We start from the raw sequence: 19,950 nt of genomic DNA on the forward strand, positions 1-19,950 counted from the left end.
ATGAATATGGCACCTACAATTGGTAAAGCAATTTCTGATGTCGATCAGCTGATCATCGGCCAGGCACAGGAACTGTCCGACAAACTAAAGCAGCATCGCCTGGAAATGTTTCCGCCCCGCTCTATGAAGAGTCTGCGCGAATTCCAACTTGCAGAAGTCGGGCGTTTCCTTGGTGTTACAAGTGGCTATCTTCGCAATCTCTCGCTGGAGGGCAAGGGCCCCCTGCCTCAAGTGACGCCATCGGGACGCAGGTCCTACACGGCGAGGCAGATGGATGAAATGCGACTGTTTTTGGATCAGAATGCCAGAGGCAGCACACGCTACGTCCCGCACCGCACGGGCAATGAACACCTGCAGGTCATCGCCGTCGTGAATTTCAAAGGCGGCAGTGGCAAGACCACGAGTGCGGCCCATCTTGCCCAGCATCTGGCGCTGACCGGCCACCGCGTTCTCGCCGTCGACCTCGATCCACAGGCCTCGCTTTCGGCAATCCACGGCTTCCAGCCGGAGTTCGACGTCGACGAGAACGAGACGCTTTACGCGGCGATCCGCTATGACGACGAGCGGCGGCCGCTGAAGGAAATCATCCGCAAGACCAATTTCCCCAATCTCGATCTCGTACCCGGCAACCTGGAACTCATGGAGTTCGAGCACGATACGCCGCGCGTTCTTGCCCAAGGCAAAGCGAGCGACTACGGCCGCATTTTCTTTGCCCGCCTTGACGAGGCGCTGTCTTCCGTCGCCGACGATTATGACGTGGTTGTCATCGACTGCCCTCCTCAGCTCGGCTTCCTGACGATGAGCGCCATCTGTAGCGCAACCGCCGTGCTCATCACTGTTCACCCGCAAATGCTCGACGTGATGTCCATGTGCCAGTTCCTGCAGATGCTGGGAGAGGTACTGAACACGCTGAAAGGCGCAGGCGGTAACATGAATCTCGACTGGCTGCGTTATCTCGTCACCCGTTACGACCCGCAGGACGGCCCGCAGACGCAAATGGTCGCCTTCATGCGCTCCATGTTCCGCAACCACGTGCTCACCAATCCTATGCTTCGAAGCGTGGCGATTTCGGATGCGGCAATGACCAACCAGACCCTCTACGAGGTGGAGCGCAATCAGTTTACCCGCGCGACCTATGACCGCGCCATGGAGGCCATGAGTGCCGTGAACGGTGAAATCACCGAACTGATCCACAGGGCATGGGGGCGCAGATGAAGGCGCACCGATTGATCGCGATGAACCGCTCAGCCGCCAGGAGGAGAAAGAATGGCACGTAAGAATATCCTCTCGGGCCTGATGGATGATTCCAAGAAGTTTACCGCCGTAAACAGCGAGCCTGCGAGCGACGGTGACAGACAGCCGATCAGTTTCAAGGGTATTGGCGCGCTAGGTGCAGTTACCCGCAGCATAGATGCCCTTGCTTCAAGGGCCGATGCTGCGCGCGCGATCGAAGAGAAGCTGGCTCACGGCGAAACCGTGATTGATCTCGACACCGCGCTCATCGAAGATTCCTTCGTCAGCGACCGCCTCGCGCACAACGACGAGCAGTTTCAGGAATTGGTAGAAGCTATCCGCCTGCGAGGGCAGGATTCGCCCATTCTCGTCCGTCCGCATCCGGAAAAGGACGGAAAATATCAGATCGCTTTCGGCCATCGGCGGGCGCGCGCCGCCAAGGAGCTTGGACGGCCGGTGCGCGCCGTCGTCAAGAAGCTTGCCGATCGCGACCATGTGATTGCCCAGGGTCAAGAAAACTCCGCACGCGCGGATCTCTCCTTTATCGAGCGTACGATGTTTGCCGACAAACTCGACAAGCTCGGCTTCGATCGGGAGACGATCATGGCAGCACTCAGCGCCGACAAGACGACGATCTCCAAGATGCTGTCCGTCACCCGGCGTATCCCTGAAGGAGTTCTTTCGGCCATCGGAGCAGCACGCGCAACCGGCCGCGACCGTTGGCACGATCTTTCGGTGAAATTCGAAGAAGAGAACGCCACTGAGCGGGCGACGCTGTTCATCGAGACACCGGCCTTCGAAGCCGCCGAGCCGGATGCCCGCTTCGAGATGCTCGTCGCTTTCTTCAGCAAGAAGCCGGCCTCAACTGCCCAGACCACAATGCCCACCTCGGCAGTGAGCCAGTGGCAGCTGAGAGATGGCTCCGTAAAGGCGAAGATCAAGGACGACGGAAAACAATTCACTATCGCGCTGAGGGCAGGGAAGGCATCGGCCTTCGGCACCTATATCGCGGACAACCTGGATCGTCTCTACGAGGCGTTCGAGAACAGCAGGAATATCGGAAAGAACGGAGATCAATAGCAAAAGAAAAGGCCCCCGAACGTTGCCGTAGCGGAAGCCCTCTCTGATCTAGACACCCAGAGAATCACATTTCCGCGCAACATAGTCAAGAGTCTCCGGCACCTATTTTCGGTGAGCTGATATCTTTTGCCTTGAAGAAGGCGAAGAAAATGGAAAGCGGAAGTGTGACGACGCCTTTTGGGCGGCGGCCGATGACACTTGGCATGCTCGCAAGTCAAGTCAACAGCCAAAAAATCGAGGCAGGCGCCTCAACCGATAAATGGAAAATCTATCGCGCGCTTTGTGAAGCCAAGCCCCTGCTCGATATATCCGACAGGGCCCTTACGGTATTGAACGCGCTTTTGAGCTTCTACCCAAAAAGCGAGCTTGCTGCGGGTGAAAATCTCGTCGTGTTCCCCTCCAACGCGCAGCTTTCGCTCCGCTGCCACGGGATGGCCGAGCAGACGATCCGCCGGCATATGGCGGCACTCGTCGCTGCCGGTCTCGTGATCCGCAAGGACAGTCCCAACGGAAAGCGCTACGCTCGCAAGACCCGCAATGGCGAGATCAACGACGCTTACGGATTCTCGCTCGCGCCCCTGCTTGCCCGCGCCGCAGAAATCGAACGCCTGGCAGCAAAAGTCGCCGCCGACCGTCTCTACGTCCAAACACTCAAGGAACGGCTCACGCTCACCCGCCGCGACATCTCAAAGCTTGTCCACGCAGCGATCAGCGAAGAGCTTCCGGGAGACTGGCAAGCGTTCAACGGCCGCTTTCACGATATCCTGAACCAATTACCCCGTGCCGCGGCCCCCCATGCGATTGCATCCACCTTGCATCTTCTGGAAACGTTGCGGGATGAAATCCTCAAGCGACTGGAATTGCAGATTAAAACTCAAACTTTGAGCGGCAATGACTCACAAAATGAGCGGCACATACAGATAACAGAATCTGAATCTAATCTTGATTCTGAAGCTTCTGTCGAAACAAACGTCCCTGAGTTGACCGCAGTAAACTCGCCGTTGGCCAACTCCGTAAACGTCAGCGGCACTGAACTCACCCGCTACGCAACAGGAACCAACGCGGCATCCACGATATTTCCACTCTCCCTCGTCCTGCAGGCATGCCCGGAGGTGCGCAATTACGGTCCTGCCGGAACTGTCGGATCCTGGCAGGACCTCATTGCCGCGGGAACTGTCGTCAGCTCAATGTTGCAGATCAGTCCTTCAGCCTACAAGAGCGCCTACCGCGTCATGGGCCCGCAAATAGCGTCGGCCGTTCTCGCCTGTATTTTGGAACGGGCTGGGACGATCAATTCAGCCGGGGGCTACTTACGCGACCTTACACGGCGTGCCCAACGTGGCGAGTTTGCGATCGGATCGATGTTATTGGCCCTGGCAAGGGCAAGGGAACATGATGCCCCGCACTGAGTTGACTGCAGTAAACTCGCCACTAGCCAGCCCCCGAAACATTAACGGTACAGCATTCCTAGGCCACCCGCCACGAACCGGCCGATTGTCAAACCCCGGCAAGACATCGTTGTCTGGAGGAACTATGGCCGGTTCAATGGAACAGATCAGCCCCCCGACATACGCGGACGCTTGCTGTGTCATGGGTTTTTTGTGACTCACATCGCGTGCGTACCGCGAGCGCTCAAGATCGGATCGAGGTTAGTGGCTTTGGTAAGCAAGGAACCCTCAGGACGCGCATCACCGGTTCAATGCCGCGATATGCTACCTTACGCGGCCTGTAAACGACCCATCTGCAGTGACTGAAAGGAAGAGGGAGATTATTTCCGTTAGACGTCGAATGGTCTATGATAACAAACTGTTAGAGATCCGATAAATTTGATCTGACCTCCCAGAAATCATGTCATCATGATAGAGAAACAGGGGCTTTTGGTCAAGGAAAGGTCTCGTTGAATTGCGGAGAACCGCAAAACAGCAACGTGTCGACACGCTTCCGGCAAAACCTGAGAGGGGACGCGGCAGCACTAGCCTGGCGAGTGCCCCGAGTCTTCCGGCTCGTTGCCATAAATCGACCCAACGGCTTCTCTTCGCGCGGCCACTACTCGCTGATGTCTGATTTGAAGTCAGACGTTCCTAACCGACAAAATACTGAATGTGATGCCGGCCGTGCACCGCGGACTTTTCAATGCGAGCCCGAACTCCGAATACATCGCGAACAAGCGTCTCAGTGAGAACCGTCTCGGGCGGACCCACGGCGACCACACGACCACCCTGCAGGACGGCCAGGCTGTCGCAGAACATTGCCGCCAGATTGAGATCATGCAATGCGATGACGCTTGTGACCGGCAGTCTCGTGACGAGATCCAGCAGCTCCAACTGATGCTGGATATCGAGATGATTGGTCGGTTCGTCGAGTAGCAGTTCCGTCGGCGTTTGCGCAAGCGCGCGAGCGATGTGCGTGCGCTGGCGCTCGCCACCTGACAGCGTCCGCCATAGCTGTGTGGCCTTGCTGGTCATGCCGACCTGTCCCAGTGCAGCATTGACGGCGGCCTCGTCCCTCGCATCCCACGGGGAGAGGGCCCCCCGATGCGGCGTTCGCCCTAAGCGGACAGCATCCTTCACCGTGATTTCCGCATCGGTTGTCGCTTGCTGTTCGACCAGCGCGAGACGCCGAGCAATCTCGGGACGCGCCATCGTGCTGATATCGCTCTCGCCAAGTTTGATCACGCCGCTTTTGACCTGCCGCAGCCGGCAGATGAGACGCAACAGGCTTGACTTGCCTGAGCCATTGGGCCCGAGCAGACCAAGCGTCTTGCCTGCCGCGACATTAAGGCTCACACCGTCGACGATCATTGTGTCGCCGGCGGACCAGCAGACATTCTGGATCGATATGCTCATACCGGCCTCCTTGCCTTGTAGAGGATGAAGGCGAAGGCAGGAGCACCGAAAAGCGCAGTGACTACGCCGATCGGAAGCACCTGCTGCGGGATGATCGTGCGCGAGACGATATCGGCAAGCACCATGAAGATCGCGCCGATCAACGCTGTTGCCGGCAGTATCCGCCGGTGCGCGGGGCCGACCAGAAACCGGGCCGCGTGCGGAATGACGAGGCCGACGAAGCCGATTGAGCCGACGATGCTGACAACGGCAGCGGTCATCACGGCCGTCAGCCCAACGAGGATGAGGCGCACGCGATTGACCGGAATGCCGAGCGCTGCGGCAGAATCCGTTCCGAAAGTGAAAGCGTCGAGCGCACGCGCATGAAACATGCAGATGAGAAAGCCGCCGCCGGCGACGGGGGCCACGAGAAAAACGTCCGGCCAGCGCACGCCGCCGAGACTGCCGAGCAGCCAGAACATCACACCCCTTGCCTGCTCGGCGTTGGCCGAGGTCGTGACAATGTAGGATGTCAGCGCATTGAAGAGCTGCGAACCGGCTACACCTGCCAGGATGATCCGATCGGTGCCGCCTCCTGCGCCTGCGGCCAAAAGGGAGACGAGACTGAAGGCTGCCACTGCACCTAGAAAGGCACCGGCCGAAAGCGTCAGTACGCCTGAGCCGAGGTTGAGGATCATAACGGCGACCGCGCCGGTCGAGGCACCCGCCGAAATGCCAAGCACATAAGGTTCGGCAAGCGGATTGCGGAGCAGGGCCTGCAGAATGGCGCCCGTTACGGCAAGAGCCGCGCCGGAACTTGCAGCGACCAGGGCACGGCTCAGTCGATAGTCCCAGATGACACCTTCATGAACCGGCTTGATCGCGAAGGAGGCACCGAAGATGCGATTGGCAATCGCTTCCGCAATCGTCTGCAACGGAATGACGATTTCGCCGATCGACACGGCGAGGCTTATCGCCAGCATCAGAGCAGCTAGCGATAGCAGGAACAAGGCGGCAAAGCCGCCCCGCCCGTTGCGTTGCATGGCGCCGGTGGTCACTGAACCAGTCCAAACTGCCGAATGGCTTCCGCGAGCGTCTCGATCCCGTCGACAAGGCGGATCGACGGGCTCATTGCTTGCGAGTCCATCACGACGAGGTGCTTTCTTTCAACGGCGTCGATCTTGCTTGCGACAGGATCGGTTTTAAGAAACTCCAGCTTGACGGCCGGATCGTCGGCGGCATAGCGGCGCCGATCCATGCCGGCGATCACGATGATCGCAGGATCGAGGCCTGCGACTGTTTCCCAGCCGACCAACGGCCATTCCTCGTTGGTGGTGATCACATTCTTCGCCCCAAGGGCTTGCATAATATAGGCCGGCGCTCCGTTGCGGCCGGCCATGAAGGCTTCGCCGTTGATTTCTTTGCTGGAGAACCAGAAGATGACGGGAATGTCCTTAACCTTGACACGGGCAACGGAGGCGATCGCTTTTGCCTCGCGTTCCTTCAGCCTTGCGATCAGCGCCTCGCCGCGGTCCTGAACGTTAAAGATCGCGGCCAGCTCGGCGATCTCCCGATAGATCACCTCCGTCTTCAGCATCTCCTTGCGGACGCCATCGCCGCCGGTGGCATTGTCCTTGGCCGCGCAATCGGCCGGCGCGACATAGCTGTTGATTCCAACCTTCGAGAACTGGTCGTAGGTTCCGACGGAACCGTTCGGGCCGACATGCCACTCGAACTCGGCAGTAACAAGTTCAGGATCGGTTTCGACCACCGACTCAAAGCTCGGATCATTGTCGGCAAGACGCTTGATCTTGTTGTTTTCGGCTTCGAACGGCTTCAGCACGGGGCTGAACCAGACCGCCGTGCCGGTGATGCGATCCGCAAGGCCGAGCGATAACAGGATTTCGGTCATCGCTTGCCCGACCGATACCACTCTCTCCGGTGCTTTCTCAAAAGTGACGGATCGTCCGCAATTTGTAATCGTCAAAGGGTAGGCGGTGGGCGCGGCGAAAGCGGACGCAGAAATACCGCAGACCGCCAGTGCCGCGAAAGCGAAGTGCAGTAGATATCGCCGAAAGTCTAAATTGTTTGACATGGAAATGCTCACGAAGAATTGGGGAGGCGTCGGCGCGGTGCCGCGATCGCTCCGATGCTGATGGGAAACGCGTAGGTGTTCACCGGCCATGTCGGCGGGCGTGCCGCCGGAATGACTGGTGTCCGTCTTAGCGATTGCGTTGTATTGAAAAGAGCGATCCGTTCCGTCTTGTGCGGAAGGGCCTGCGCCTGATGGCGGCGTCAAAAGAAATCATCTCGTCTCCTGTTCCGGGCAACCCCGCCCGTTCAATTGGATCTCTCTTTGACGGCAGGTCTCCTGGCTCGCGGATATGCGCCGGACCATCTGCCTTCCCGTGGGAACGAGCCCACAGTGGCATGGCGCTTGGCGCCACGAGGATGATCGGCAATCCGCTTACAGTTGCGGGGGCAGCCACGGTCTTGGTCCCTTCTGGGTCGTCCGCACCGTGTTCCCTATTAATCCCCTTGGAGTCTTCCTCGGGGAACCGTCCCGCTCAGTTATGCCGAGCGCGACGGCCGCGTCAAGCTGCGCCAAGGCAAAAGCGATTAATGGACGGCGCCCGATCCGCCGACGGCGACGACGCTGAATGGCTGACCCTCAACCGGAATGGCTCGAACCTTTTTCATGGTCGCAATATCGATGATCCGGACGAGGCTATGGCGAGGATCAGTGATAGCGATCTGATCGCCAGCTACCGCAAGCCTGGGGCGCGGATCGCGCCAGTGCCCATCCTTGCTGTATGGCTCGGTAACGCTTGTCGATGTCGTGATTTCGCCGCTCAGGATGTCGACGAGATGCAGTTGCCCGTCTTCGGTCAACACATAGGCGTTCTTAACCCGCGCAGGATCGAGCGCGAAATCGATGCGCCGGGTCGGCAGGTCTACTAGGCGGTAGGGTTCGGTGCTGTCTGGATCGATCAGCACAATCTTGTCCTCGCCATAGTTGCCCAGGAAGAATTGCATCGCCTTGCTGCCAAGCAAGGTCGTCACTTTTCCCTTCGGCAGCTTGTCGCCATATTCCAGCATCTTAAGTTGCACGGTCTGCTCTTTGCCGGGACGCGCAATCAGGACACCTTCCTCGCAGCCGAAGGCAACGAGCTTTGCGGAGAAGGCTTCTCCGTGCAGCGCCGTGCAGGGTGCGACGTCGCCGACCTGTGCACCGCTTTCACCCAGAACACGCAATCCCAGCCGTGGCGGCAGTTCATCCGCTTTGGTTTCCTGGGTGGTATCCGGAACCGAGACGAGCATATTCCGCCCCATGGGCACGGCGACACCATGGTGAGGTGCCGTCGCGTCTATGAGCTTTTCGGACGGCTTGCCTTCGAGGATGCCTTCTTCGGAAACGAGCTTGGCTTTGCCTTCGCGGTCGTAGAACAATACCACGTCGTCGCCACGCATGACGGCGTGAACCGGCCGTTTTCCGTCGAGTGCGGTTGGCAGCAGCGCAGCTTCGGACGTTTCCAGATCGCGATGCTCGCCATGATCAGAAAGCGCCACACCGGATTTGATCATTTCGACGGTATCGGCCTCCGATTGGATGGCGAAGATGGTCTGGCCAGAACTGCTGGCTGCAAGTGCCGCATAGCCCTTCAACCGAAACTCGCCGATCTGTTCTCCTGTCATGAGGTCGAATGACCGCGCTATGGGAGCCGTATGATCGGCGACGAACAGGCGCCACGTCTGCTTTTCCTCTTCAGCAAAAGCCGGGTTCATCAGGATACTTGCTACTGCAAACCCTCCGGCCATCGTCAATCTGGGCATCATGGAAAATCTCCGTTGATATGTAATAACATTACGTCAATAGGGATATTTTGAAAACGTGTCCAGCCTCCGAAGCTGAAATCAGGAAGCTCCTGAAGCCAGACGGTCCGATGCGGTTCTCAAATGAACTCATCAACGCATTCAAATGAGCGAATGCGGTTGAGATGGCATCCAACAATGACTATCTGGTGCCAGCTTCAAGCGGACTCTCCAAGCAACAAAAAGGTATATTCCGGCATGATCCCAGGTTTCCTCGTCACCCATTCCGGTGGCTTCCATGCCGACGAACTAATGTCCAGCGTCATCCTGACCCGGCTCTTTCCGCAGGCCCGTCTCATCCGCAGCAGGGCGCCGGAATGGGTCACGCCCGGCGTGGACCGCATCATCTACGATGTGGGCGGCGCGTATGACGCAGCAGCGCAGATCTTCGACCACCATCAGCGTGGCGCGCCGGTGCGCGAGGACGGCCGACCGTATAGTTCGTTCGGATTGATCTGGAAGCATTATGGCCGTGACTATCTTAATGCCTCGGGCCTTCCCGAAGCGCATATCGAGACCATACATGCCTCTTTCGATGCCAGCTTCGTGCTGCCGGTCGATCTGGTGGACAATGGCGCGGTTAGTCCATCCGTTGCGGGACCACTGGCAGGGTTGACGCTGCCCGCGTTGCTGGAAACCTTGAAACCCGTTTTCGATGAGACAGACCCGGAGGCGGAAGACCGCGGATTCCACTCCGCGCTGGCCATCGCCCGGAGTTTCGTGGAGGCAAGGATAGCCCAAAGTGCTGCAAAATTGCGGGCAGAGGCGCTTGTCCATCAGGCAATCGAGAATACGGGCCAAGGACGCATTCTGGAACTTCCAATGGGAATGCCCTTCCGTCCCGCGATCATGAAGGCAGGCGCCGATCACCTGCTGTTTGTCGTTCACCCGCGCGAAAAGGATTGGTGCCTGACGGGCATCCGACGCGAGGACGAAGGCTTTGAGCTGCGCGCAAATCTGCCTGCAGCCTGGGCTGGGCTGACGAACGGTGATCTGGAGGCGGCTTGCGGCGTCGATGGTGCGAGTTTTTGCCATAACGGCCGCTTCATCGCCGCCGCCAAGACCCGTGAGGCCGCACTCGCCATGGCGGAGTTGGCGGTAAAGGACGCTACCTCCATCGGGCAGAAATCGATAGTCGTCTAAAGCGGAGCCGTTTTAGTCGCTTGGACGCCCGGAAAGCGATGGGTAAGATTGGCGGTCCGATCATTGTCGGTGTATGCTATGTTTCGACCACCGTGGGCAATCGCCCCATGCGCTGCAAGAGCCCATCGCACTTAGACGGAGTTCAAGATTGGCCGTTGCTTTCACCAAGGAAGAGAGTTTCGAAACGGCTTCGGAAACCCTCTTGCCAGACCGTCCGATTTCACCGCATCCGAACCTTGTTACGGAAGCGGGGTTGAGGGCTCTTGAGTTGCAGCTTCAACAAGCTCGCGAGGCCTACGATGGCGCAAGCACGATCGAAGACGTGAATGAACGGCGACGGCAATCAGCCAACCCATTGCGTGATCTGCGCTACTTTTCGGAAAGAGTTCGCACGGCTCAACTTGTCCCCGACCCGGCTTCAACAGATACGGTTGCCTTTGGGAGCACGGTGACCTTCAGCCGTGACGACGGGCGCGTCCAGACCTATCGCATCGTGGGAGAGGACGAAGCGGATCCCAAGGCCGGATCGATGTCTTTCGTATCGCCGGTCGCAGGGACACTCAGGGGCAAAGCGGTTGGGGATATCGTCAGCGTGGGCGATCAAGAACTCGAGATCATTGCGATTTCTTAGAGCGCACATCTCGCCGCTGCGAACGCGACGGCTCTGCAAGCGTTTCTCGAACAGCTTCTGGCCATATGAGATGTCGGGCATCGATCATTCTCTCGTCGCGGAGGCATGCTCGCGTACCTTCTCCAGTCGGCCCAAGGTCGACATTCGATTGGTTGGTGTGCCATGCAATCAGCCAAGGTTGACATGCCACCGGCATTGGAACGCTGGCCGCAGAGAAGTCGTGCTGCCTTGCAATATGCTGCCAGCGAAGCCGTGCTTCTTGGAAGTTTGACGTTCCCGTACTGAGCGGGGCTTCAACGAGAAATTCGAGGAACACGACCTGATGGGGATGTCGCTTATCGCCGCGACGACACCTGGCTATCTGCGTCGCTGGTCGGCCCGGCTTGAAACCGGTTCTGTGCCGGATGATCTGCCAAGCCGGAATTTCGAATTGGGAAGGCCAGCGGCATCGCTTTCCGGATCGGCCGCGGTTGGATCTTGTTCGCGCAGGCACGTGAGGCGATCGCAGCAGATGAAAGGGGGCAATGGGATGAGCTTTCCCTGCTGCACGATCCGTGTCTAGCATTCCAAGAAACGCGATGGTTGCGTCCGAAACCATACAATCCTGAAAAACCAACGGCCTCAGCATACATCATGGCCGCTCATTCGGCTCGTCCGGTCGTGCGGCCTTGGGTCAAGGTAAATTCCACCGCTTCGCCGGGCGCCGTTTGACGGCCGCCGGTGAAAATCATCTTGGATCTGGCCTCAGTGAGAAATCAGTGAGGATAGCCCGCTGGTTTTTGAGTATCTTCTGCTCGGCCTGCGGCAGCGAAAACCAGTTCGCCCTGTCCACTTCCGGAAACGACCTCATGGTTCCCGATCTTGGTGGCCATTCGATGTGGAATGCGTTGCTGGTGATTGTTTTCACATCGATGCAGACGTCGGCCTCGACCGCCCAGGCGATCACGATTTTGCCGCCAGGCTGTTTGTACTCTCCGAGACGAGCGAAGCATCCATCGATGTCCACACCGAGCTCTTCCTTGACCTCGCGCCGAGCTGCCATCAACTCATCTTCTCCCTCATTAATCAGACCCTTCGGTATCGACCAGGCGCCGTCGTCCTTCTTGATCCAGAACGGTCCTCCCGGATGAACCAGCAAGACTTCATGATGGCCATCGACCTGGCGGTATATTAACAAACCGGCACTGCGCTTTGCCATCCTGGCCTCCTAGCTGTGCTGCCGCCTCATCTCCATGGCAACCTCAATCCGATGTTGCCCAACAGGTTCCAATGTGTGCTCCTCCTTTGCGAAAACGGCGGCGATGTTCCCGCTCCGCTTCGTAAGGTCGTCCAACTGGTCTCCTCAGGCAGCCACGATAATGCGCGTGGTCATCTCGTTCCATGGCATCATGAACTTGCCGAAACGCACCGATGATAACATCGGATGCATCGCGCCGCCCGCCTGCGCTTTAACCTTACCGGCTAAGCTTAACGCCACCTTGGGCTTGCAAGATTGATTGGCTGTGACAAGGTGATGCCATGACGAACATCAGGCCTCCTCAATACAGTGTCGAACAGCTCGAACGCTCGCGCGATTGTGATGCGATCTGCTATGAAGCCCTTACCGATGTCGTGCGCTGCGCCGTGGCGGCAGGATGGCGCGAGGAGGAGGTGGCTCTCCATCTCGCTGATGCAGCAGAAAGCTATATTGTTTATCTGGCAACCAAGCCGACACGTCGCTGGATCGCAGCCAATAGCAACTGATGGGAAAGTGGGCCTAGTGGACTAGGATCCGCGTTTGGTGCCAATATGCTGGCTTGGACGACGGTCGTGCTTTATCAGTGCCTCGCGATGCGGTTAACGAATTGGGTACTCTGCGGGGTGTTGGTGTCGCGTTTGCCTTCAGGATTAATCCGGTGTTGCGTGGTTGAGACCGATGTAACGCCGTCCTTTGCAAGCACAGCCCCGAAAGGAACGACGAAGCGATATGGAAAACGTGAATACTGTACATCTGGCCCACAATCCGCGCAGAACAACGGACGTGGATGCGGTGATCGGAGCTCGTCTCAGGCTCGCACGTGCTAATGCGGGCTTGTCTCAGACGATAGTGGCGGAACAGCTCGGGGTGACTTTCCAACAAATCCAAAAATACGAAAAAGGGTCGAACCGGATCAGTGCTGCGACACTGCATAACATCTCGTTGATCTTTGGCCTGCCCATTACTTTTTTCTTCGACGACGTAGGAAAAGCGGACGTCGCGCCAAATCAGGCGCTTGAACGGCAGGTCGATCTCGCGATGACAAAGCGGGGACAGAAGCTTCTTGGCGTTTTCCAGCGCGCGTCGCCAAAGCTTCAAGCCAGCATCGTTGCCTTGTTGCAGGCGGCGGCCGGAAGCGGTGACGATGAGGATCTCGAGCTCGACGAATGACGAGCCGCCCATACCGCCTCGATCGCTCGTGAGGTGATGCTAATTGCCGGCTGCATAGGCACCCGCCAGGCCGCCGTCGCAGCGACAGAGACCCGGCGGCAGCTTCCTGCGGCCGCACCGGGTCTCTTTTGCCGCAGTAGGGGTCCCACGGCCTGACAACGTTGATTGCTGTCGGTGAGTCGCGCCACCTCAATGAAATCGTAAGGATAACGGCCGGTAAATATCCACTGGTGATGTTTCCGCCCGGAACGTTGTCCGTGAGCGTGCTGGTTGCGACATCCGCTTCGAACTGAGGAGGATTGACCAGTGAGAACCTTGCACGTGGAGATCTCGTCGAAACGGGGACCGGCGCGCTAAGCGAGACGTTCGAGCTGTGTCCGGACTGCCAGCATCGGCAATGTGGCTGACCCCGGTAAGTGGCCTCGACGTCGATCTGCCTCGTTGAATTTCATTAGCAAATTTCCGCTGTTACGCGGCTGATGCTGACGGACTCGAGCCGAAGGAATTCTGTTCCCTCCATCCCTGGATATGTTTCGCGCCTGCCTTACCGGCATTTGCGGCAAGACGCCGTCTTCGGTCTATTCAATAACGGCCATGCTCATTTTGGTTGCACGCGCTTTTTCGCTTAGGTTGCACATTCGTGAGACAATTCGGCTATAAACTGCCGGCGGCCATTTGGGGGATCGGACAGCCAAGGCGCGGCGTGGCGCGTTTTCACTTGGACGAATGCTGATGGCGCTGATGCGCCTGAAATGGGAGGAGGCTGGATAAAAAGGGTGTCGTTGGCATTGTCGCTACGCCGCCAGCCGGATTTTGCCTTTGCCTCATATTCAGAAACGTCTATTTATGTCGGCGCAAAATGCGATTTGCCGGACGAAAGTGCGGCAGGGTTAAATGATCAAAGGAAGACGCTATGGCGACCGGTACGGTAAAATGGTTCAATGCAACGAAGGGCTTTGGTTTCATCCAGCCGGACGACGGAAGCGCTGACGTCTTCGTCCACATTTCCGCGGTCGAGCGGGCTGGCATGCGTGGCCTCAACGACGGCCAGAAGATCACCTACGAGCTGGTCAAGGACCGCAAGTCGGGCAAGATGTCGGCGGACAACCTGCAGGCTTGAGCCTGATTTCGATGCGACAGTCGGAAGGCCGGGTTCTCCCGGCCTTTTCCGTTGCCAATGTCTCGGGCGCCGATGCCTTGTTGGTTTCGCTCTGGCAGAGTAACACCTTGCGAACATCGGACATTGCCGAGGAACGCAATACGACGACAGTGGCAACAAGGGACAAGTTCCGAAACCTGTCCGCGATCTGCTGCGACGGACGTAAGGTTGATTTCCGCTCTGCCGCCGACGGCAGCATTGTCGTGGTGCGAGCGGACAAGAAGCAGCCTGTAGGCCGGTTTGCGCAGTTGCGCGGTCATGGGGTAAGGTGCCCGGCACCAACGCCATCATGGCCTTGACACGTGGCGACGCTTGACCCTCATCGATACCAATATCCTCTGAGACGTTGCCACCGATGGCCCGGAGTGGGTGGATTGGTCGATTGCGCGACTTGAAGCGGTGAGAGAGACGGGGAGCGTCCGGGCTCGTTCACTCGCCTCTGGCTGCTGTCTCGAACTCTGCTTGTAGCTCCGCTTCGCGCCCGAGATAACGCGGAGAAAAATGCATCGGGATCCGGCGTGCCGCTTTTGCGGCAGCAGCGATCTGCCCAGCCTGGCGGGCTGTCAAATGCCGTTTGGACTCCGCGAGGCGCATGTCCTGTTCAAGAAAGACGCTTTCGATGAAGAGATAGTCCGCGTTTCTTGCAAGCCTTGCGATTTTATTCACATTCGCCGGTGTGAAGGCAAAGTCGGTGGCATAGACGACCCGCATTCCGGGCGCCGTGACAAGCGCTCCAGAGGCTAGCAAATCTGACAGGATAACTTGCCGTTCGCCGTCAATGGCGATTGCCGTTTGAGGATCAGCGCGCCCACGCACCAGCCGCTTGGCCTCCGTCAGCCATGGCCCGACGGGCAGCCCGCACCTTTCCAGGTCTACCTTATGAACATTGACACGGAGCCGTTCCTGAAACGCGAAGGCAAGAGATGGAATTCCGTGATCTAGACGCGCCGCTTCGACGTGAAAGTTAGGCTCGTCGTAAAGAATGTGCGAGGAGATTGGCAGATCGGAGGGAATGCCGGGCGCGAAACGCCAACGGGACTTGAAGCTTTGCTGTTTGACGGCATTGCCTGCGTTCCACTCGACGGCGCGGATCATGAAATCGGGCGACGTTTCGTCGAGGAGGTTCCAAGTATAGGCCCGAAGCTTGGCTTCGACGGCATCAATGATGCCTAGTGGTCCGAAGATCGTCAAAGCGGCGTCGCGATGCAGAAACAGGCGTAGAAGATGGTCGAAGCCAATAAAATGATCCATGTGCATATGTGAGACGAAGACGTGCTGCACGCGCAAGATTTCTCGAGTTGACAGGCTGGTGAGATCACCGAGATCAAAAAGAAGGGCACGCTTCCCGAAGCTGAAGTCGAGCAGCAGCCCGGGATCGCCGAACACGTCATTCACCAAACGCGGCTGCACCATCAGGACCAACTTCGTAACTTCATCTTGACCTCGTTACTCGCGTGCGTGTCTCCCGCACGCACCTTGCTTGGGCGTTTGCGAACTCGGTAGCCTCGGCGTCGTCTGATTTATGACTTTCGTCTCGACGCTGCCCATGGCTTTGAAACCGGCAACATCGACCCGAAAGGCTCCGACCCCGGCGGACGGACCCAGCAATTCGGAGACGGTACCTGACTTGGTCCGTCACCTCGCGGAGTCCGCTGTCGGTTAGCGGGGCGACAAGGCGGCATTCTCTCGGTGATATCCGTAACCGCATCCATTAAGAAAAGTTCCCTGATGAGATTGCAGGCATGCAGCGGAGCGTTCTCTGAAACGGTTCGCCTCGATCTCAATTTGGGGCCGGGCGAGCTTCCGACTCGACGATGTTGGAGTGCGCGCGTCTGCCTCGGAATTGTATCGGAACCTTCAGCCTCTGATGCGGTTTAAAGGGCTAAGACAATCCAGTCGGGCCGGCGAAAGGATCATTGCGATGCAGATCAGCAATTTCAAGGACATGTATCTTGCCGAACTTCAGGAACTTGTAAGCACCGAAGCGCAGCTCGCCGAATCGCTGCTGCAGATGGCCGAGGTGGCGTCGCATCCGGCCTTGAAGGAGGCGCTCGTCCGCCACCGTGAACAAACAGAGGTCCAGAAAGAACGTCTCGTGTCGCTCCTGCAAAAACATGGAGCTGACCCGACGGCGCATACCGACCAGGCCATGCAGGCGCTGATCGGCGAAACCGGAAAAATGGTCACCATGCTCAAGGGCAACGACCTTCGTGACGCGGGTCTCATCGCCTCGGCCCAGAGACTCGAACATTACGAGATCGCGGCATACGGTACGGCTGCGGCTCTCGCCGGGCAGTTGAACCTGCGCGACGATCAGCAAACGCTGCACACGAGCCTTGAAGAAGAGAAGCAGACGGACCTTCTCCTGACGCAACTGGCCAAACGCGAAATAAACCCGCACGCGGTGGCCGCCTGATCGAAGCGCGCAGCAACCAGTGGACAAACGCCAAGCTCTGCGACGTAGCCAACCTGATCCTTGGAGCGATCCTGTTCGTCTCTCCGTGTATTTCGCCTTTGCGGCAGGCCCGCAATCGCTGAACGCATTTGCCGGCGGCATCGTCATTGTCGTGTTTTCGATCGCCGCGCTTGCGGCATATGCCGTCTGGGAGGAGTGGGTCAATCTCATCGTGGGACTGTGGCTCTCGTCTCTCCCTGGCTGCTCGGCTTTCAAGCGACCACAGCCATGACCGTGCATTGATTATCGGTGTTCTCGTCGCCGTCCTTGCGGCGATGGAACTCTGGTTGATACATCAGAACCAGCCGACATAGTCCGCGTAGCGCGGCTCCGCCCTAGCCGACAACCAAAGACGCTGGCATTCGGCGTCCTGAAATGAAAAGGCCCACTGCGACAGCAGCGGGCCTTTGCGCATCCGGCGGATACCAACTTCTTACTCGGCGAGAAGGTTCTCGGCGGCATTTTTGCCGCTTTTGCTATCGCGCACGATGTCAAAGGTGACCTTCTGGCCTTCCCTTAGATCAGACATGCCGGAGCGCTCTACGGCAGAGATGTGGACGAAAACGTCCGTTGATCCATCGCTTGGCTGAATGAAGCCGAAGCCCTTGGCCGAATTAAAAAATTTAACGATTCCGCTTGTCATAACGATTTCCTTTCAATCGCATAGAACTAGTCGCTCGGCCACATTGCCGACGACGGATGATCGATTTTGAGAGGAAAGATCGCCTTGAACGCAAAGGGCGCCAAAAACAAAGCTCAACAGGCAAGTTCGATATCGTCCACCTATGCGAGAACTGTGTTTGCATAAAGGCCATCATGGAAGCGCTATAGCGGCCCCACCACGGCTGGGCGTGTCCATCTGAAACGAAGAGGTCCGCAGCTCGGGAAGCAACATCACCTCTAAGCAGCGTTTAGCTCGGCTATTTCGCCATACCTTGCAAGCAAGCGGGGCGACGTCATGTCGCCAGTCTCGTCATCGACCATCACGGCATAGGCAGCGACCCCGACGAAGCGAACAGCCATCGAGGCAGCAATCTTCTCAGCCGATTGACCGTTTGAAGCCTGACGCATCTCCCCCGGCACGAGGTTCCCGCGGTTCTTCTTATAAGGCAGGATGATGAACTTCTCTGCAATTGACATGGTTGTGCCTCTCATTTTGTTCTTTAAATGTTCCCATTGGTGAATCGAGTCAAGCGATTCATTTACCGTTTGATCGGAGCGACCTAAATATCTCTGATGCTCTCTGCCTGCGGAGATGATATCCGGCCTCGCTTTCCTTGAGCACGCGAGTCGCCGGCATAGAGCAGTTTTGCCCGCTCGGCGAGATCGTCGATGCGTCCGGACAAATCGATTACCATAAATCTGCTTACTGCTGCTTTTGTGGAAGCGCGTCCGGCGGGATTACGGGTGTGTCGCCGACCGGCGGCGCCGGCTTGACCAGATCGCTATCGCCGGTCAAAGGCGGCTTTAACACGCCGTTGCAATCAGACAATTTTCCCGCATCCGACCTGTTTGCTGATCGCGAATTACCGTCGGTTGGCGCGCGCTCCTGGTTCTGCTGCGGATCCGGCGCTTGACACCGATCCGACTGATCAGGGGACGTTTGGGCAAAAGCCGGTCCACACAGAAGCCCAGCGGCACAAGCTATTGCGCCGATGCGTTTCGCACAATCGGCGACATTTGCTTGAATGGAGAGCATGTACCCTCCCTCGGTTGCTTCTCATGAAACACGTTGGAGTGGGGAATGTTCCAAATGCTTCGGGTACCTGTCGGGCGTGATAGAAGTCCGGAATCGGCCCGAGCACGCCGCGTCAGACAGCGCGGCAGTAGCTAGATTTCTTCCTTGGCGCCGTCAGGCAAAGAAACGGTCCTCGGATGAGACCGTATTTTCAACGAGGAGGTGACCAATAGAGCCTTTCTGGTCACGCTGGCCGACGACCTCGTCACTTGGTCGTGTAGCGGCTCATTGACGGGGATGATATCGATGCCGCTGACTTGGACACAGGTAAAATCAGACCTTGGCCCCAAGCGGTTCACGGTTTGCACACGGCTCCTTGCGAAATACCCGGCGTGGCACGATTTCTGCGATGGCCACCGCCCGCTTGAACTGGCCATCAAAGCATCTCTGAGAATCAAGGCAGGGAGCGTGAATTCTCGGGGACGTGCGGCGAACGAACATGAGCTTGTATTCTTGCGTTATGAGACCATGGAAAAGGAACCGAGCGACACCCCCCGCAAACCGCGTGTCGGCGCCACGGCCGACCTGCCTCACGATCGCATCACGGTGCAGCGTTTTCGCGAGTCTTTCCCACGCGCGCGCTGGAGCGACAGTCTGAAGGCTTGGTTCGTGCCCGGCCGCACCGCCGAAAGGCGCATCGGTCGTTGGCTGGCTGAGATGGAAGCAGAGGCCGACGCTTTTGCCGATGAAAAGGGCAGGGATGCTTTCGCATTCGATCCGATCGAAAGCCGCTATCTCGAAGCAGCGCCTTCGGCCTTTCAGGTCAGGACGCCATACTCGCGCACTGTCGTCAACGAAATTCGAGAGATCCCCTTTGCGCGCTGGGACGCGGATCGCCGACTTTGGACAGTGCCTTATCGAGCGTTCGACGAACTGCGCCGACGGTGGCCAGCGATTGAAGCGGCGGCTGAGCGTAACGAACCCGAGGTGAAGAAAGCGCGCCGTGAGGCAATGAAGGGCACGGATGAAGCGGAGGCATGGAAGGCGAAACTGAGGGAGCGCCGGCGAAAACGGTATCCTGTGCCTGCTGAAGATCTCCCGCCGTTCGAGCGCGCGATAGGCACGCATGCTGGTGTGGTCATCTTCACCGGCACGGACGGCGAGTTGGCAGATCCGGTGACCGTCAGCACGTTCTATTTTCCTGCAGCAGAGCGCGTACAGTATGTCTGGGTATCATCGCGACCGGGTTCGCTGGAAGAGCTGGTGACAACGTGGCCCGCACGAACGCCACCCGGAGATGAGGAGATCGCACGCGGCTGGTGGCTCCCGGACCTGGAGGAATTGCGGACGGCTCGGCGAAAGGCCAGATCAAAACGACGCACCAAGCAGCGCCAGGAAGAGGAGCGCAACGATACAGCGTAGATCGTGCCAAACGTCGCCGGGAGAGGAGCGTCCGGATTGAGTGA

18 protein-coding genes, 1 pseudogene and 1 riboswitch are annotated in these 19,950 nt (G+C 58.1%); of the genes and pseudogenes, 11 read left to right on the forward strand and 8 right to left on the reverse strand.

Features of this window, described 5'->3' with window-relative positions:
- The 3 genes from repA (at position 1) to repC (ending at position 3,722) form a co-directional block, all read left to right on the forward strand.
- A complete protein-coding gene (gene repA / locus N2599_RS20555; protein ID WP_027511562.1) occupies positions 1-1,215 on the forward strand; it encodes a plasmid partitioning protein RepA in 1,215 nt (404 codons plus the stop codon).
- A gap of 51 nt (positions 1,216-1,266) precedes the next feature.
- Positions 1,267-2,313 carry a plasmid partitioning protein RepB gene (gene repB, locus N2599_RS20560; protein WP_027511563.1) on the forward strand — a complete coding sequence of 349 codons (1,047 nt, stop codon included), beginning with the start codon at positions 1,267-1,269 and terminating at the stop codon, positions 2,311-2,313.
- 149 nt (positions 2,314-2,462) lie between these two features.
- On the forward strand, positions 2,463-3,722 hold the full coding sequence (gene repC, locus N2599_RS20565) for a plasmid replication protein RepC (protein ID WP_027511564.1): 1,260 nt from the start codon (positions 2,463-2,465) through the stop codon (positions 3,720-3,722).
- A gap of 672 nt (positions 3,723-4,394) precedes the next feature.
- Here repC and N2599_RS20570 read toward each other — a convergent pair.
- The 4 genes from N2599_RS20570 to N2599_RS20585 form a co-directional block, all read right to left on the reverse strand.
- Positions 4,395-5,159, reverse strand: coding sequence for an ABC transporter ATP-binding protein (locus N2599_RS20570; protein ID WP_027511565.1), 765 nt, complete (start codon positions 5,157-5,159; stop codon positions 4,395-4,397).
- Positions 5,156-6,181, reverse strand: a complete 1,026-nt coding sequence (locus N2599_RS20575) for a FecCD family ABC transporter permease (protein WP_027511566.1) — start codon at positions 6,179-6,181, stop codon at positions 5,156-5,158. The genes N2599_RS20570 and N2599_RS20575 overlap by 4 nt, the downstream gene beginning before the upstream one ends.
- 11 nt (positions 6,182-6,192) lie before the next feature.
- On the reverse strand, positions 6,193-7,233 hold the full coding sequence (locus tag N2599_RS20580; RefSeq protein ID WP_037142719.1) for an ABC transporter substrate-binding protein: 1,041 nt from the start codon (positions 7,231-7,233) through the stop codon (positions 6,193-6,195).
- A gap of 249 nt (positions 7,234-7,482) precedes the next feature.
- Positions 7,483-7,716: riboswitch (cobalamin riboswitch) on the reverse strand.
- A gap of 41 nt (positions 7,717-7,757) precedes the next feature.
- Positions 7,758-8,975: a metallochaperone AztD gene (locus N2599_RS20585; RefSeq protein WP_027511568.1), complete on the reverse strand. Its 1,218-nt coding sequence runs from the start codon at positions 8,973-8,975 to the stop codon at positions 7,758-7,760.
- A 234-nt stretch (positions 8,976-9,209) separates the two neighbouring features.
- On the opposite strand from N2599_RS20585, the gene N2599_RS20590 reads away from it, so the two are divergent.
- Complete coding sequence (locus tag N2599_RS20590) at positions 9,210-10,154, forward strand: MYG1 family protein (RefSeq protein WP_027511569.1); 945 nt, start codon at positions 9,210-9,212, stop codon at positions 10,152-10,154.
- A 148-nt stretch (positions 10,155-10,302) separates the two neighbouring features.
- Positions 10,303-10,785 carry a transcription elongation factor GreA gene (gene greA, locus N2599_RS20595; protein ID WP_027511570.1) on the forward strand — a complete coding sequence of 161 codons (483 nt, stop codon included), beginning with the start codon at positions 10,303-10,305 and terminating at the stop codon, positions 10,783-10,785.
- 727 nt (positions 10,786-11,512) lie between these two features.
- Here greA and N2599_RS20600 read toward each other — a convergent pair.
- Entirely contained in the window at positions 11,513-11,983 is a 471-nt protein-coding gene (locus N2599_RS20600) for an NUDIX hydrolase (protein WP_027511571.1), read from the reverse strand.
- 320 nt (positions 11,984-12,303) lie between these two features.
- On the opposite strand from N2599_RS20600, the gene N2599_RS20605 reads away from it, so the two are divergent.
- From N2599_RS20605 to N2599_RS20615, 3 genes are all read left to right on the forward strand, one after another.
- Positions 12,304-12,528, forward strand: coding sequence for a hypothetical protein (locus tag N2599_RS20605; protein WP_027511572.1), 225 nt, complete (start codon positions 12,304-12,306; stop codon positions 12,526-12,528).
- A 223-nt stretch (positions 12,529-12,751) separates the two neighbouring features.
- On the forward strand, positions 12,752-13,192 hold the full coding sequence (locus N2599_RS20610) for a helix-turn-helix domain-containing protein (protein ID WP_051336689.1): 441 nt from the start codon (positions 12,752-12,754) through the stop codon (positions 13,190-13,192).
- A gap of 913 nt (positions 13,193-14,105) precedes the next feature.
- Entirely contained in the window at positions 14,106-14,312 is a 207-nt protein-coding gene (locus tag N2599_RS20615) for a cold-shock protein (RefSeq protein WP_027511051.1), read from the forward strand.
- Positions 14,313-14,780: 468 nt separating this feature from the next.
- Here N2599_RS20615 and N2599_RS20625 read toward each other — a convergent pair whose 3' ends face one another.
- Positions 14,781-15,764 carry an MBL fold metallo-hydrolase gene (locus N2599_RS20625; RefSeq protein ID WP_037144454.1) on the reverse strand — a complete coding sequence of 328 codons (984 nt, stop codon included), beginning with the start codon at positions 15,762-15,764 and terminating at the stop codon, positions 14,781-14,783.
- A 532-nt stretch (positions 15,765-16,296) separates the two neighbouring features.
- Between N2599_RS20625 and N2599_RS20630 the strand changes: the two genes are divergently transcribed.
- Positions 16,297-16,767 carry a YciE/YciF ferroxidase family protein gene (locus N2599_RS20630; protein ID WP_244914705.1) on the forward strand — a complete coding sequence of 157 codons (471 nt, stop codon included), beginning with the start codon at positions 16,297-16,299 and terminating at the stop codon, positions 16,765-16,767.
- Positions 16,767-17,120 (forward strand): annotated as a pseudogene (locus N2599_RS20635) (SPW repeat protein). The gene N2599_RS20630 and the pseudogene N2599_RS20635 overlap by 1 nt, the downstream one beginning before the upstream one ends.
- Positions 17,121-17,239: 119 nt before the next feature.
- On the opposite strand, the gene N2599_RS20640 reads toward N2599_RS20635, so the two are convergent.
- Together N2599_RS20640 and N2599_RS20645 are read right to left on the reverse strand one after the other, a co-directional pair.
- A complete protein-coding gene (locus N2599_RS20640) occupies positions 17,240-17,449 on the reverse strand; it encodes a cold-shock protein (RefSeq protein WP_027513887.1) in 210 nt (69 codons plus the stop codon).
- 257 nt (positions 17,450-17,706) lie between these two features.
- Positions 17,707-17,946, reverse strand: a complete 240-nt coding sequence (locus N2599_RS20645) for a hypothetical protein (protein ID WP_027513886.1) — start codon at positions 17,944-17,946, stop codon at positions 17,707-17,709.
- A gap of 1,066 nt (positions 17,947-19,012) precedes the next feature.
- Here N2599_RS20645 and N2599_RS20650 point away from each other — a divergent pair.
- On the forward strand, positions 19,013-19,906 hold the full coding sequence (locus tag N2599_RS20650; protein WP_260308535.1) for a hypothetical protein: 894 nt from the start codon (positions 19,013-19,015) through the stop codon (positions 19,904-19,906).
- The last annotated feature ends 44 nt before the right edge of the window (positions 19,907-19,950 follow it).

It is taken from the genome of Rhizobium sullae (genome assembly GCF_025200715.1).
Classification (GTDB): domain Bacteria; phylum Pseudomonadota; class Alphaproteobacteria; order Rhizobiales; family Rhizobiaceae; genus Rhizobium; species Rhizobium sullae.